General features: G+C 58.9%; 16 protein-coding genes and 1 riboswitch. All 16 genes read left to right on the top strand.

The features are described 5' to 3' along the window. The first annotated feature begins 14 nt into the window (after positions 1-14). Positions 15-644 carry a thiamine phosphate synthase gene (gene thiE / locus E308F_RS01630; protein ID WP_141262939.1) on the top strand — a complete coding sequence of 210 codons (630 nt, stop codon included), beginning with the start codon at positions 15-17 and terminating at the stop codon, positions 642-644. Between the two features lie 101 nt (positions 645-745). After that, on the top strand, positions 746-1,327 hold the full coding sequence (locus E308F_RS01625; RefSeq protein WP_141264066.1) for a uracil-DNA glycosylase: 582 nt from the start codon (positions 746-748) through the stop codon (positions 1,325-1,327). A gap of 32 nt (positions 1,328-1,359) precedes the next feature. Next, complete coding sequence (tsaE, locus tag E308F_RS01620; protein WP_253256436.1) at positions 1,360-1,839, top strand: tRNA (adenosine(37)-N6)-threonylcarbamoyltransferase complex ATPase subunit type 1 TsaE; 480 nt, start codon at positions 1,360-1,362, stop codon at positions 1,837-1,839. Continuing rightward, a complete protein-coding gene (gene tsaB / locus E308F_RS01615; protein WP_141262938.1) occupies positions 1,820-2,527 on the top strand; it encodes a tRNA (adenosine(37)-N6)-threonylcarbamoyltransferase complex dimerization subunit type 1 TsaB in 708 nt (235 codons plus the stop codon). Before tsaE ends, tsaB begins: the two co-directional genes overlap by 20 nt. Next, a complete protein-coding gene (gene rimI, locus E308F_RS01610; RefSeq protein WP_253256437.1) occupies positions 2,509-3,003 on the top strand; it encodes a ribosomal protein S18-alanine N-acetyltransferase in 495 nt (164 codons plus the stop codon). The genes tsaB and rimI overlap by 19 nt, the downstream gene beginning before the upstream one ends. Further along, a complete protein-coding gene (gene tsaD, locus E308F_RS01605; RefSeq protein WP_373995606.1) occupies positions 2,960-3,976 on the top strand; it encodes a tRNA (adenosine(37)-N6)-threonylcarbamoyltransferase complex transferase subunit TsaD in 1,017 nt (338 codons plus the stop codon). Before rimI ends, tsaD begins: the two co-directional genes overlap by 44 nt. Before the next feature lie 342 nt (positions 3,977-4,318). Next, positions 4,319-4,891 (top strand): 5-formyltetrahydrofolate cyclo-ligase, encoded by a 573-nt coding sequence (locus tag E308F_RS01600; RefSeq protein WP_373995943.1) that lies wholly within the window; start codon positions 4,319-4,321, stop codon positions 4,889-4,891. Positions 4,892-4,947: 56 nt separating this feature from the next. Next, the gene (locus E308F_RS01595; RefSeq protein ID WP_141262936.1) at positions 4,948-6,501 is read left to right on the top strand and encodes a glycoside hydrolase family 26 protein; all 1,554 of its coding nucleotides are present in this window, start codon (positions 4,948-4,950) and stop codon (positions 6,499-6,501) included. Positions 6,502-6,617: 116 nt separating this feature from the next. Beyond that, a complete protein-coding gene (locus tag E308F_RS01590; protein WP_141262935.1) occupies positions 6,618-8,546 on the top strand; it encodes an FAD-dependent oxidoreductase in 1,929 nt (642 codons plus the stop codon). A 50-nt stretch (positions 8,547-8,596) separates the two neighbouring features. Continuing rightward, positions 8,597-8,739, top strand: a riboswitch (molybdenum cofactor riboswitch). 103 nt (positions 8,740-8,842) lie between these two features. Then, positions 8,843-9,028 carry a hypothetical protein gene (locus E308F_RS01585; protein WP_141262934.1) on the top strand — a complete coding sequence of 62 codons (186 nt, stop codon included), beginning with the start codon at positions 8,843-8,845 and terminating at the stop codon, positions 9,026-9,028. A 13-nt stretch (positions 9,029-9,041) separates the two neighbouring features. Beyond that, entirely contained in the window at positions 9,042-10,268 is a 1,227-nt protein-coding gene (locus tag E308F_RS01580; RefSeq protein ID WP_141262933.1) for a molybdopterin molybdotransferase MoeA, read from the top strand. A gap of 107 nt (positions 10,269-10,375) precedes the next feature. After that, complete coding sequence (locus E308F_RS01575; protein ID WP_141262932.1) at positions 10,376-11,632, top strand: molybdenum cofactor synthesis domain-containing protein; 1,257 nt, start codon at positions 10,376-10,378, stop codon at positions 11,630-11,632. A gap of 64 nt (positions 11,633-11,696) precedes the next feature. Continuing rightward, complete coding sequence (gene moaA / locus E308F_RS01570; RefSeq protein ID WP_141262931.1) at positions 11,697-12,668, top strand: GTP 3',8-cyclase MoaA; 972 nt, start codon at positions 11,697-11,699, stop codon at positions 12,666-12,668. 160 nt (positions 12,669-12,828) lie between these two features. Beyond that, positions 12,829-13,332: a cyclic pyranopterin monophosphate synthase MoaC gene (moaC, locus tag E308F_RS01565; protein ID WP_141262930.1), complete on the top strand. Its 504-nt coding sequence runs from the start codon at positions 12,829-12,831 to the stop codon at positions 13,330-13,332. Next, positions 13,317-13,754 carry an MOSC domain-containing protein gene (locus tag E308F_RS01560; RefSeq protein WP_141262929.1) on the top strand — a complete coding sequence of 146 codons (438 nt, stop codon included), beginning with the start codon at positions 13,317-13,319 and terminating at the stop codon, positions 13,752-13,754. Before moaC ends, E308F_RS01560 begins: the two co-directional genes overlap by 16 nt. Continuing rightward, complete coding sequence (locus tag E308F_RS01555; RefSeq protein ID WP_141262928.1) at positions 13,751-14,239, top strand: MogA/MoaB family molybdenum cofactor biosynthesis protein; 489 nt, start codon at positions 13,751-13,753, stop codon at positions 14,237-14,239. Before E308F_RS01560 ends, E308F_RS01555 begins: the two co-directional genes overlap by 4 nt. Positions 14,240-14,381: the final 142 nt, after the last annotated feature.

Raw genomic sequence — 14,381 nt, 5'->3', positions numbered from 1 at the left:
AGGAGGACAATGTCATGGCTCCATGGGACCTGTACGTCATCATTACTACTGAACTGGGAGGGGGTCGGCCGACCCTGGAACTGGTACGCCAGTCCCTGGCCGGCGGGGCGACGGCCATCCAGCTGCGGGAGAAAGACCTGCCGGCCCGGGAGCTGGTAGAGCTGGGCCGGGAGATCCGGGAGCTTACCCGCGCTGCCGGGGCTACCTTTATCATAAACGATCGCCTGGATGTAGCCCTGGCGGTAGAGGCTGATGGCGTCCATCTCGGCCAGGAGGATTTACCGGCCAGGGTAGCCAGGGAGCTTCTGGGCCCGGGAAAAATCCTGGGGGTATCAACGGGTACGGTGGCTGAGGCCCGGCAGGCGGTTGCGGACGGTGCGGATTACCTGGGTGTTGGCAGCATCTACGCTACTAAAAGTAAAGGGGATGCCGGCGAACCCATCGGCCTGGCGGGGTTAAAGGCCATCCGGGCTGCAGTCACCATCCCTGTTGTCGCCATAGGTGGCATCAACACCAGCAACGCCGCCGATGTCATTGCAGCTGGAGCTGACGGCGTGGCCGTCGTCTCAGCGGTGATCGGTGCCCCGGACGTTGCTGCGGCCGCTAAGGAATTGCTGGCCGCCGTCAGGCGGGCCCGGAACTAGCGTATCAAGATGTTATGCGGCCGTGCCAGGCCGGCCAGGGAAAGTAATTACCAGGCAGGATTATCGCCGTAAAGGTAGAAGTAAGGTTTTGGGTGTTGCTTATGGACCTGGAAACCCTGCGCCAGAAGGCCCTGGCCTGCCGGGGATGCAGCTTAAGGCAGGGGGCCAGAAAGGTGGTTTTTGGTGAGGGTAACCCCCGGGCCGGCTTAATGCTGGTGGGGGAGGGCCCTGGCGCCCGGGAAGACGAACTGGGCCGACCCTTTGTCGGGCCTGCCGGAGAGCTTCTCGACCGCATCCTGGTTGCTGCCGGCTTTAAACGGGAAGAATTATATATAACCAATGTCGTTAAATGCCGGCCGCCGGGCAACCGCCAGCCGGTTCCCGCTGAAGTACAGGCTTGCCGGCCCATTCTGGAGGCCCAGATTAAACTTATTAAACCTAAAATTGTCGTCTGCCTGGGGGCTGTGGCCACCCAAACTTTAATTGCCCCCGGGGCCAGCATCACCCGGTTGCGGGGCCGGTGGATTGCCCGGGATGGTATTCGTTACCTGCCCACCTTTCACCCTGCAGCCCTGCTCAGGGATGCTGCTAAAAAACGGCCGGTCTGGGAGGATTTTAAAAGCTTGCGGGACGTTTACCGCGCCTTGCAGGCGGAACAACTGTCCCTGGAGTTTGAAGAATGAACGGGCGGTATTAAAACAGGAATGAATGAACGGTGACGACTGTGCAAATATGGTTAAAGAATGCCGAGGCCACCGGGGAACTGGGCCGGATCCTGGGCCGGCTTTTAAACCCGGGCGATGTTATAATCCTCACCGGCGAGCTGGGAGCCGGCAAGACCACCCTGGCCCAGGGCCTGGCCCAGGGCCTGGGAGTGACCGGTAAGGTTACCAGTCCCACCTTTACCCTGATTCAGGAACACCAGGGCCGCCTTCCCTTTTACCATATTGATGTTTATCGCCTGGAGGACCCGGGGGCTGCCCTGGAGCTGGGACTGGAGGAGTATTTGTACGGCCAGGGAGTGACGGTGATTGAGTGGGGGGAGCGTCTGGGGGAACTTTTACCCCCGGAGTACCTGGAGGTTTGCCTGGAGTATGACCTCACGGCAGGCCGGCGCGCTACCCTGACGGCCCGGGGGCAACGTTATCTCCGTATCCTGGAGGAGCTGAAGCAAATTGCTGGTCCTGGGGCTTGACAGTGCCACCCAGGTTGCCGGGGTGGCTTTAATCGATGGCGACCGGCTGGTAGCCGAATTGTTTTTCAATACCCGCAAAAACCACTCCCAGCGCCTGTTACCCATGATCGCTGCCCTGCTCCGTGAAGCGGGGGTGAAACTGGCCGATCTTGACGGCCTGGCCGTGGCCCTGGGGCCGGGGTCCTTTACAGGTTTACGGATTGGCCTGGCCACAGTCAAAGGCCTGGCCCACGCGGCGCGAAAGCCGGTGGCCGGTATTCCCACCCTGGATGGCCTGGCCTGGAACGCCTGGGAGGTACCGGGGCTGGTCTGCCCGGTACTCTATGCGCGCCGCCAGGAGGTATATACGGCCCTTTACCGCTGGCAGGAGGGAGAATTATGCCGTTTAACACCATATCAGGCCGTGGATCCTTGCTTGCTAGTCGAATCATTAAAATCGTACACTATGCCGGTCTATTTTTTAGGCGATGGAGTAGCACCATACCGGGAAGTATGGCAGCAGCTGGGACCCAGGGCCCGCTTTCTTCCCTCCACCAGCGCCCTGCCGCGGGCGGCGCAAATAGCCAGGTTGGGCCGGGAACGCCTCCTGGCCGGGCAGGCAGACAACCTTTTCCAGTTAAAGCCACTCTATCTCCGCCCCTCACCGGCGGAGAGGCAGGTCCGGTCGAAGTGCAAATCCTGCCCATGACCAGCGAATACCTGGATGGGGTGCTGGCCATTGAAAGGGTATCCTTTTCTACCCCCTGGACGCGCCATTCCTTCTTAAATGAAATATATAACAATAATTTTGCCTATTATTATGTAGCCCTGGCCGGACGGCAGGTTATTGGCTATGCTGGGATGTGGATTATCCTTGATGAAGCTCACATTACCAATGTGGCTGTCCACCCCCGGTACCGCGGCCGGCGCCTGGGGGAGCTGCTCCTCAAGGTCCTGATGCAGGAGGCCGTGCGCCTGGGCGCCGACAGGATGACTCTCGAGGTACGGGTTTCCAACCGGCCGGCCCAGCGCCTTTATGAACGTCTGGGCTTTGCCCGCGCCGGGATCCGTAAAGGTTATTATAACGACAACCGCGAAGACGCCATTATAATGTGGAAACATTTCTTTGAGGAGAATGGCAGTGGAACCAGCAACCACTATTCTGGCCATCGAAACTTCCTGTGACGAGACGGCAGCAGCTGTCGTTATCAATGGTACTGAGGTACGGGCCAACATCGTTGCTTCCCAGATCGCTACCCACCGCCGCTTTGGCGGGGTAGTGCCGGAGATAGCTTCCCGGCATCACGTGGAAAATATCGTCCCGGTGGTGGCCGAAGCCCTGGCTACTTCCGGCCTGTCCTTCACCGACCTGGATGCCGTGGCAGTTACGTACGGGCCCGGCCTGGTGGGGGCTTTGCTGGTAGGCCTGGCCTACGCCAAAAGCCTGGCCTATGCCCTTGATAAACCCCTCATCGGCGTCCACCACCTGCTGGGCCACATCTATGCCGGCTTTTTGCAGTATCCCCATTTGCCCCTGCCGGCCGCCTGCCTGGTAGTATCCGGCGGCCATACCAGCCTGGTGTACCTGGAAAGCCATACCTGCCGGCGCATCCTGGGGACTACCCGGGACGACGCCGCCGGGGAAGCCTTTGACAAAGTGGCCCGGGTACTGGGCCTGCCTTACCCGGGTGGTCCTGAGCTAGAAAAGCTGGCCCGGGAGGGCAATCCCCGGGCCATCAATTTCCCCCGGGCCTGGCTGGAAGAAGGCAGCCTGGACTTCAGCTTCAGCGGCCTGAAGTCAGCGGTAATCAATTACCTCCACCATGCCCGGCAGGTCGGGATGGAGGTTAAGCGCGCCGATGTAGCGGCCAGCTTCCAGGCGGCGGTGGTAGAAGTGCTGGTGGCCAAAACCGTCCAGGCAGCCAGGCGTTTTGCCGCCCGCTCCATCCTCCTGGCCGGGGGTGTGGCAGCCAACGGTTTCTTACGCCGGGAGCTGGCGGCAGCAGCCCGGGAAGCAGGTTTACCCGTTTTTTGCCCGTCGCCTGATTTGTGCACCGATAATGCCGCCATGATCGCCTGCGCCGCCTACTACCAGTACCTGCGGCGGGATTTTGCCCCCCTGGATTTAAACGCTATCCCCGATTTACCACTGTATTAACAGACTCCCGGACCGTGCCGGGACCATTTTGGGACCTGAACGGCTGTTTTTGTGGACGATTTGACCTGTGGATAATGTGTATAAACCTGTGATTAACCTGGAATTAAGGCTTCCTTTGCTGTGGATAAATTTAAAATCCTCCCCGTCGCAAGTTATTCACTAAATGTGGATAACTGGCTGGAAGGCTTGATTTTCAAGGGGTTAACATGTGGAAAGATTGTGGATACAGGCTGGGGCAATATTTTTATAAAGATGTCCTGGGACTGTTTTCTTAGAGACATGGAAGGAATCTGCCATCTTTATGTCTAATCATCTAAGCCGGAACGGCCGAGCCGGGGGGATGTGAACTTGAAAAAGCAGTTAAGGAAGCAAATTATAGCCAGGCGTAATGCCCTGGCAACAGCAGTCAGGGAAGCTAAAAGCGAGATTATCGTTAAAAAAATCTTGGAACTACCTGCCTGGCAGCAGGCCGGCATAATTATGAGTTATGTTTCCTTTGGCAGTGAAGTGGCTACCCCTGCCCTGATTAAAGCGGCCCTGGCCGGGGGAAAACGGGTGGCCGTTCCCCTATGCGTCCGGGATGGGCGGCGCCTTATTGCTTCGGAAGTCCTGGCTTTCCCGGACGATTTGCAGCCCGGTACCTGGGGTATCCTGGAACCCAGGCCGGAAAGCTTACGCCCCCTGGAACCTGAACTCATCGACCTGGTCATCGTACCCGGGGTGGCCTTCGACAGGGGCGGCAACCGTCTGGGCTACGGCGCCGGCTATTATGACCGTTTCCTGGCAACCTTAAGGCCCGGCGCCATGACTATCGCCCTGGCCTTTACCGAGCAAATTGTACCCGACGTGTATCCCGAGCCCCATGACCGGCCGGTGGATATGGTTATCACCGAGGCGGGAATTATTGAGCCCTGAGGATATGATGGGCTGGCGGCCGGTGCGGGTAACACTCCCCGAAAGGAAGAAAACCGGTGCGCAAGTGGACCTGGCTTGTTTTCCTGGTTCTTTTTCTCCTGGCCCTGGGTAGCGGGCGCCTGCAGCAACAGCCGCAGGTTGCCGGCAATTTCCCCGGTAACTTGAGCATGACCCCGGTAGATAATGATACTCAGGAATGGCAGGAACTAGTAAATACATATGATGGTTTCAGTTTAAACTATCCTGTCGACTGGCAGCAGGAGATTATCCCGGGGGTAGCAACCATCCTGACCAAACCCGGTTACGCCAAATTATCTATCTTCGCCCAGCCTTTAGGGAAAATCAGCGCCGAGGAATACGTCCTTTACAGCAACCGCAGCCTCCAGGAGGGATGGGGCAGCATTAAGCTCCAGGGCCAGCAGCAGTTAAATATCCGGGGCTACCATACCTGGCAGTTTGAATGGACGCGGCAGCAACTGGGCGCCGGCGATCTCAACTGCTACCGCGAGTATGACCTGGTCGCCGGCAAAACCGTCTATACCTTTATGCTCAAAAGCAACCAGGCCAATTTTACGGCCGCAGTGCGGGATTTAAACCGGATTATTCAGAGCTTTAACCCCCTGCCGCCGCAAGGTGTACCTGCCCTGCCGGCAGCCCCGCCGGTCCAGCGGGATATCGCAATCGAAGGCCGGCGTCACCGCCTGGTGATCCCGGCGGATAAAACCCTGTGGGGCATCCTTAACCCTCACAAGCCGGGGCGCCTGGAGTATTTTGAAAAGCTCCTGCCCCTGGAAAAAGAGCTGGACTTTAAATTTCAATTTCTCATTACTTATGCCGCCTTTGATACCCGCTTCAACTTTAAAGAATTACAGAAAATCTACGACGATAACCGTGTGATGATGGTTGCCCTGCAGCCCTGGTGGTACGGCAAAAAAAATGATACCTCCCTCATTGACCTCATTCAGGGCAGGTATGACCATATTTTACGGGAATGGGCGCGGCAGTTTAAAGCCCTGGAAGACCCCGTTTTCGTCCGTTTCGGCAACGAGATGAACGGCGACTGGTCCACCTGGTCGGCCTGGTACTACGGCAAGGATCCGGACATTTTTAAAATGGCCTGGAAGCATGTCTATCGCCTCTTCCAGGCGGAGGGGGCGAATAATGTCCTTTTTGTCTTTAACCCCCACGACCGCTCCTTTCCCAACTTTAAATGGAATAATTACCTGCTTTATTACCCGGGGGATCAAACCGTGGACTGGATCGGCCTGACGGGCTACAACAACGGCACCAGCCATGCCGCCGACACCTGGCGCGGGTTTAATGAAATCTATGCGCCCCTGTACCGCGAGTATATGTATTATTTCGGGAAGAAGCCCTTCATGATTACTGAGTTCTCCAGTAACGAAGTGGGCGGCGACAAGGCGGCCTGGATACGGGAATGTTTCCGGAGCCTGGCGCTATACTACCCCAATATTAAGATTGCCGTGTGGTTTAACCAGGTGGACGGCAAGTGGCTTTATAACCTGGATTCTTCCCCGGGGAGCAAGGCGGCCTTCAAGGAGGGCCTGCAGGATCCCCACTACCGGTTCCAGGCGGTGATCCCCGAGTAAGCTGGCCTGTTTTCCCTCGGACTAAAACCCATGCATAGGGCAGCGGCAGGCAAGTCCCTGGAGCAATGGAGGAGATTCTGCAAAGAACGTCAAGAATATGGTGAGGAAATGAGTAAATGTCGGGCAAAAAGAAACTGTATCTTTTTTTAAGCTTTATTATACTTTTAGCAACCCTGGCGGGGTGGCGCCTCTGGCCAGGTCGGGTAGCTGCTTTTGAGCGGGCCAGGTATTATTTAACCATATGGCGGGCCTGGGCCGGGCAGGTAGTTGCCCAACAGGCACCCGACCCGGCTGCTTTTCCGCCGGCGCCGCCGCCGGTTGCCGGGGCGAGTTACGACGTACTAGTGGTAGGTGGGCAACCGGAAGGTGTCGCTGCGGCTATCTCTGCCGCTCGCCAGGGGGCCAAGGTCCTGCTGATGGAAAGGCGCGACGGCCTGGGCGGCCTTTTTACCTATGGCTGGCTCAACTTTATTGACATGAATTACGGGCCGAAACACGAACTGCTGACCCGCGGTACTTTTCTTGATTTCTACCGCCAGGTAGGGGGCAGCGTTTTTGATGTCACCGTGGCCAAAAAGGTCTTCCTGGACATGGTGGAGCGTTACCCCAACCTGGCTTTAAGCCTGAATACTGCTTTTAAAGCGCCCATCCTGGAGGGCAATAAACTGATCGGCATCAGAGCCGTCAAGGACGGCCAGGAAATAACCTTCTACGCCGGCCGGATCATCGACGCTACCCAGGATGCCGATGTTGCCGCTGCGGCCGGCGTTCCTTATACGGTAGGCGCCGAGGATATGGGCGAGAAAGAGCGGCGCCAGGCAGTGACCCTCGTCTTTCACCTGGGGGGGATAGACTGGGCGGCCCTGGAGCAGGCCGTCAAGGGAGGCCGGATCAAAGACGCTAAGATTTCCGACCGGGCCGCCTGGGGCTTTGCCGACATTGGCGCTGCCTACCAGCCCTCCACCTCGCGCTTGCGGCTGCGGGGCTTAAATATCGGCCGCCAGAATGACGGCACCATCCTCATTAACGCCCTGCAGATCTTTGGTGTCGATGGACTGAGCGAGGCTGCCAAAACTGAAGCCATGGAACTGGCCCGGAAAGAACTGCCGGCTATTACTGACTTCTTGCGCTCCCGGCTGCCCGGTTTTGCCGGGGCCAGGCTCCTGGGGGCAGCGCCGGAACTCTACGTCCGGGAAACCCGCCACATCAAGGCCCTTTACCAGCTGGACCTGAATGACGTCCTCTTTAACCGCTATTTCCCCGACGCCATCGCCCTGGGGTCCTATCCGGTGGATGTCCAGGCGACTTCACCCCAGGATACGGGTTACGTCTACGGCCGGCCGGAAGTCTACAGCATACCCTTTCGCTCCCTGGTGCCCCAGGGGGTTGACAACCTCCTGGTGGTAGGGCGCTCGGCCGGCTATACTCACCTAGCTGCTGGTAGTGCCCGGGTAGTGCCCATAGGTATGGCTACCGGCGATGCTGCCGGGGTGGCGGCCGTTTATTCCCTGCAGGTTAATAAAAATTTCCGGGAACTGGCGGCCAGCCCCGGGGACATCAAGGCCATCCAGGATAAACTGGTGAAAATGGGGGCCTATCTCAAGGATTATCATATAAAGAACCCACTGGAAAATCACTGGGCCTTTGAAGGTTTAAAATTTGTTAACCGGTGGGGCCTTATTGTTGCTGGTTATAATAATGACTGGAAGCTGGATGACCCGGTGAACCAGGCAAGCTTTTACTATATGACGGCCAATGCCTTAAAAAGGGCAGCCGGCCGGGGCGATCTGGTTGCCGCTAAGTCTGCAGCCTTACAGCCCTATCTCGAGCGGAAACCTTTAACGCGGGGCAATGCCGCCCGTCTTCTTCTAACCTACCTGGGCGAGGATACGGCGGCTTTAGACCCGGCGGCAGCCGTGGCCCGGGCCGGGGGGAGGGGCCTCCTGCCCCTGAATAAGACGGGAGGCGATCCGCAGGAAATAGTAACCGGAGCGGAAGCTTACTACGCCACCGAGAGGCTTTGCGCCCTGGTGGGTAAAAGGTAAAGCCATAATTCCTACTTGCTTCCTGCTTCTGGTTATGCTACAATCAATATAACCGCATATATCTCCGAGCCAGTGGGCCTAAGGTTTTAAGGCTATGGCCGCTGGCCTCCTGCCTGCTTGCCAGGCAGCGACGGGGTAGGCGGGGAAACCTGCCTGCCTCCCGGAATGGGAAAGGAGTTTTCAGTAACTTCAGGCACCCTTCCGGGTGCCTGTAAATTTTTAGGGCTAAAAGGGAATAAAGGCCGGCCCCAGTAAGTCAATAAATATAAAGACGAACTTCCTAGGAGGGATATTTTATGGTTGACCGGGAAGCCGTCCGGGCAGCAGTAAAAGAAGCGGCTGCTGACCATGGTGGCAAGCTGCCCTGCGCGGTGGCCCAGGAAGTAGCTCGCCGCTTGCAGGTACCCATGCGTGAGGTGGGACAGGCTGCCGACGACTTAAAGATTAAGATTATCCAGTGCCAGCTGGGATGTTTTGAGTAGCAGGGGGATATGGATGGAACTCTTCCGGGTGGTAACTCTAGCAGAAGCGCGCCGGATGCTTTCCCGCTACTGGCCCCTGCCGGGACGGCAGGAAGTGATTTTACCCCTGCTTGCTGCCCTGGGGCGGGAACTGGCCCGGCCGGTGACGGCGAAGGACGACGTTCCCGGTTTTACCCGCGCCACCATGGACGGATATGCCGTCCGGGCAGTTGATACCTTCGGGGCCAGGGAAAGCGAACCGGTAATTTTACACCTGGTAGGAGAGGTAGCTATGGGGCAACCGGCGGCAGTCACTGTTGGCCCCGGCGAGGCGGTGGCCGTATCTACTGGCAGTATGATACCCCCAGGGGCTGATGCCGTGGTTATGGTGGAAAATACGGAAGTCCAGGAGGGGGACTGCGTCGCCGTTTTTAAACCCGTGGCCCCGGGGCAGGACCTGGTGCGCCAGGGTGCCGACGTGCGCGCCGGTACCACCGTCCTGCCTGCCGGCCATACTTTGCGGCCCCAGGACCTGGGAGTGCTGGCCAGTCTGGGGGTAACCCGGGTGACTGTATATGAACCCTGGCGGGTGGGCATCCTGGCTACCGGCAATGAAATCGTCCCTCCCGAGGCTGATCCCGGACCCGGCCAGGTAAGGGATATTAATTCCTACACCCTGGCCGGACTGGTCAGGAAGTGTGGCGCTGAGGCCGCCCTGTACGGTATTGCCCCCGATGATATGGAAGAGCTCACAACCGGGGTACGAAAGGCCATGACGGAAAACCACCTGGTGCTCCTTTCCGGCGGCAGCTCTGTCGGCACCCGCGATTTAACCGTCCAGGTCCTGGCTGGCCTGGGACAGCCGGGTATCCTCTTTCACGGTGTGGCCCTCCGCCCGGGTAAGCCCACCGTTGCGGCAGTGGCCGGCGATAAGATGATTTTGGGCCTGCCGGGCCATCCCGTTTCAGCCATGGTTGTTTTCAGGCTCTTAATCGAACCCCTGCTGCGCTACGGGAGCTACGATCATCTGGCCGGGAGGACGGTGGAGGCGATCTTAAGCCGGACAGTTACTTCTATTCCCGGCCGCGAGGATTATATCCGCGTCCGCCTGGAAGCAGGCCCGGATGGGTACCTGGCCGTACCGGTACCCGGGGGCTCGAGTATGATCTCATCCATGGTCCAGGCCGACGGCCTGGTAGCCATACCCATGGAGGAAGAGGGTCTGGAAGCCGGTACGAGGGTAGAGGTTAAATTATTTTAGGTGCCCCGGTATTTAGTAGCTTGTTTAATCCCGTCTTCTATAGTGCGTTAAGAGGAACCGGAGAGGGGAATTATGTTCTATTAAACCCGGGAAGGAAGGGTTGGTAATTGGCACGCAAGGTCTTTGTCACCAACAGGCCATGGCAGGAGGCCCTGGAGGAATTTCTAGGATCTTTAAGGTCCAATGGCTACCTGGCGGGGCTGCCGGCTGAAGAAGTAGACGTTACCCGGGCCCTGGGCCGGGTGACGGCAGCACCGGTCTATGCCGCCATCTCCTCACCCCACTACCCGGCGGCAGCCATGGACGGGATAGCGGTGCGGGCGGAAAAGACCTTTGGTGCCAGCGAGGGGGAACCTCTGGAGCTGGCCCCGGACCGCGAGGCAGTGCTTGTCGATACGGGCGATCCCTTACCGGAGGGCTTTGACGCCGTTATTATGATTGAAGAGGTGGTCTTTAAAGATAAGGCAACGGCTGTCATCAGGCGCCCGGCTGTACCAGGGCAGAACGTCCGGCCGGTGGGCGAGGACATCATGGCCGGCGAGCTGCTGGTGTCGGCCGGCCATGCCCTCACCCCCTATGACCTTGGAGGCCTCCTATCTGCCGGAGTAACGAGGGTGGCCGTCCGGCCGCGACCGCGGGTAGCCATCCTGCCCACGGGGACGGAGGTGGTGCCGCCAAACCCCAACCCGGCTCCCGGCCAGATTCTGGAGTCTAACGGTACCATGCTGGCTGGCCTGGTCGTACAGTGGGGGGGTGAGCCCCGGGTTTACCCCATTACCCCGGATGATTACCAGCTCTTAAAGGAACGCCTGGTGCAGGCCGTAGCGGAAAGCGACCTGGTCCTCATCAATGCCGGCTCATCGGCCGGGCGGGAGGACTATACCGCCCGCCTGGTGGCTGAGCTGGGGCAGGTGTTGACCCATGGGGTCGCCACCCGGCCCGGAAAGCCGGTAATCCTGGGTATAGTCGATGGAAAGCCGGTGATTGGCGTACCCGGCTACCCGGTATCCGCCGCCCTGTGCGCGGAACTCTTTGCCAGGCCCGTTATCTATTACCGCCAGGGCCTGGAACCGCCCCGGCGGGAGCGGGTGCAAGCCGTCCTGGCCCGTAAAATCTACTCCCCCCTGGGCCGGGAGGAGTTTGTCCGTGTCCGCCTGGAAAGAGAAGGGGGCAGGCTGGTGGCCATTCCGACCTCCCGCGGTGCCGGCACCATCATGGCCCTGGCCCGGGCCGACGGTATTGTGGTGGTACCCCGCCTGGCCGAGGGTTTTGCCGCCGGCCAGGAAGTGACGGTATATCTCCTGCGGCCGCGGGAAACCCTTCTGGAAGAAACTCCACACCGGAGCCAGGACCATCAAGGGTAGCTATAATTTAGAATAAAAAAGCGGCATAACGAAGAAGCCTTTGCCGGAGAAAAGAGGGAGACCGGTGGAAGATGCCTTTCGCCGTCAGATAAACTACCTGCGTATTGCCATAACCGACCGCTGCAACCTGCGCTGCCGCTACTGTATGCCGGCTACCGGGGTGCCCTTAAAGAGTCACCAGGATATCCTCCGCCTGGAGGAGATCGTCACCATTGCGCGGGTGGCCGGCAGCACCGGGATAAACCGCATCCGCCTCACCGGGGGCGAGCCCCTGGTGCGCAAAAACGTCGTGACCCTGGTGCGGGAGCTGGCTAAACTTCCGGCCATCAAAGAGGTTTCCCTGACCACCAATGGCATCTTCCTGAGCGGCCTGGCCAGGCCCCTCAAAGAAGCGGGCTTGAGCCGGGTGAATATCAGCCTGGACACATTAAAGAAAGAACGTTACCGTTATATCACCCGCCGCGGCAATATCAGCAGCGTCTGGCAGGGCATCCATGCCGCCCTGGCCGTGGGCCTGACACCGGTAAAACTCAATGTTGTCGTTACCCGCGGCTTTAATGACGACGAGATCCTGGATTTTGCCCGACTGGCTCAAGAAAAGCCTTTGCATATCCGCTTTATTGAACTGATGCCCATTGGCGCGGCTGCTGCTTCTGCTGGCGGTTATGTATCCATGGACGAGATTAAAAGCCGGATCAGCCGGGTCTATCTCCTGGAACCTTTAGCGGACCTGGTAACCAACGGGCCGGCAGTTAACTTTAAGGTGGCCGGCGGTAAAGGCAGTATCGGCTTTATCAGCGCCATGTCCAGTCACTTTTGTCATCGCTGCAACCGCCTGCGCCTGACGGCCGACGGGAAACTCAGGCCCTGCCTCTACTGGGACGGGGAAATAGACATCAAAGGGCCTTTACGCGCCGGGGCTTCGGAGGCGGAACTGGCGGCTATTTTTGCCCGGGCTGTGACCTTAAAGCCGGCCGAACACCATATGGAAACCGGCTGGCGCCAGCCGCGGGTCATGTCCCAGATCGGCGGCTGATGTTTAAGAAGTGAGAGGTGGGAAGTGGGAAGTAGGAGTTGGTTTAAGTTAAGCTCCGGTGAGGTTAATGTCCGTGGGGGGAAGCGGGTCGTTCCTTCACTAAAGGTTTGTATCTGTAAAGGCACAAAGTAAATAAGCAGTGTATTATGGAGGCATTGTTATGAGCAATCCCCTGACCCACCTTGATGCCAAAGGTGCTGCACGAATGGTAGATGTGGGCGCCAAGGCCGTTACCGAGCGGGTGGCCGTAGCCCGGGGACGGGTACTGATGAGCAAAAACACCCTTGATCTCATCCTGGAGGGGCAGGTGCCCAAGGGTGACGTCCTGGCCGTGGCCCGGGTGGCCGGCATTATGGCCGCCAAGCAAACGGGGTCGTTAATCCCCCTCTGCCACCCCTTGTCCATCAGCGCGGTGAGCGTCGACTTCCGCCCTGACCGGGACACGGGGACCCTGGAAATTGAAGCCCGGGTGAAGACCACCGGCCAGACCGGGGTGGAAATGGAAGCCCTGACGGCGGTCAGCGTGGCCGCCTTGACCATTTACGACATGTGCAAAGCCGTTGAGCGGGGCATGGTTATCGATAACATCAGGTTAATCGAAAAAACGGGTGGCCGCAGCGGCCACTTCCAGCGGGAAGGTGAGGAACCATGGGACGTATCGTAGCCGTCTGCACCTCGGCCAGTAAGGGTGAGCGTAAAAAGAATATTGGCCGGGGGATGCTCATTGCCAACCACGGCCTGGAGGGCGACGCCCATGCTGGCCCCTGGCACCGCCAGGTGAGCCTCCTGGCCATGGAAAGCATTACCAAAATGCAGGCTAAAGGCCTGCAAGTGGGCCCCGGCGACTTCGCCGAGAACCTGACGACGGAGGGTATTGATCTGGTATCCCTGCCGGTGGGTACGAAATTAAGAATCGGCGACCGGGTCCTGGCCGAGGTCACCCAGATCGGCAAGCAGTGCCACAGCCGCTGTGCCATTTACCAGCAGGCCGGCGACTGCGTCATGCCCCGCGAGGGCATCTTTGTGGCCATCCTGGAGAGCGGGCCGGTCCAGGTGGGTGATCCTATCGAGGTGGTGGCCTCGTGATCCGGGTAGCAATACTTACGGCCAGCGATAAGGGAGCCCGGGGCGAGCGGGAGGATAAGAGCGCGGCCGTCATCCGGGAAATGGTAGCGGATCTTGGCGAAGTGGTGGCCTATGAGGTTGTTCCTGATGAGCGCCGGCTCCTGGCCGCCAAACTGCAGGAGTTTTGCGATGTGGTGGGGGCCGATCTCGTTCTCACCACCGGGGGCACCGGCTTCAGCCCCCGGGATGTTACCCCCGAAGCCACCCGGGATGTGATCGAAAAGGAAGTACCGGGGCTGCCGGAGGCCATGCGGGCGGCAAGCCTGAAGTTAACCCCCCAGGCCATGCTCTCCCGGGCTGTAGCCGGCATCCGGGGGAAGACTCTCATCGTCAACCTGCCCGGCAGCCCCAAAGGGGTGCGGGAAAACCTGGCGGCCATATTGCCGGCCCTGCCCCATGGTCTGGCCATCTTAAAGGGCGAGGCCGGCGAGTGCGGCCGGGAGTAAAAGATATCCCCGGCTTTAGATTTTAAGCCTCGGCTAGTAGTGACGCCGGGGTTTTTTGTAGCAGTTACCATAATAATTTCAGAGGAAAAAACTAACTTAAGTATTGGGGCTTCAAGCAGGGTAGCGATTGGCCAATAATCCA

This window comes from Moorella sp. E308F (genome assembly GCF_006538365.1).
GTDB lineage: Bacteria > Bacillota > DSM-521 > Neomoorellales > Neomoorellaceae > Neomoorella.
Note: the sequence above shows the minus strand (reverse complement) of the source record. Positions and strands in the feature narration are given on the sequence as shown.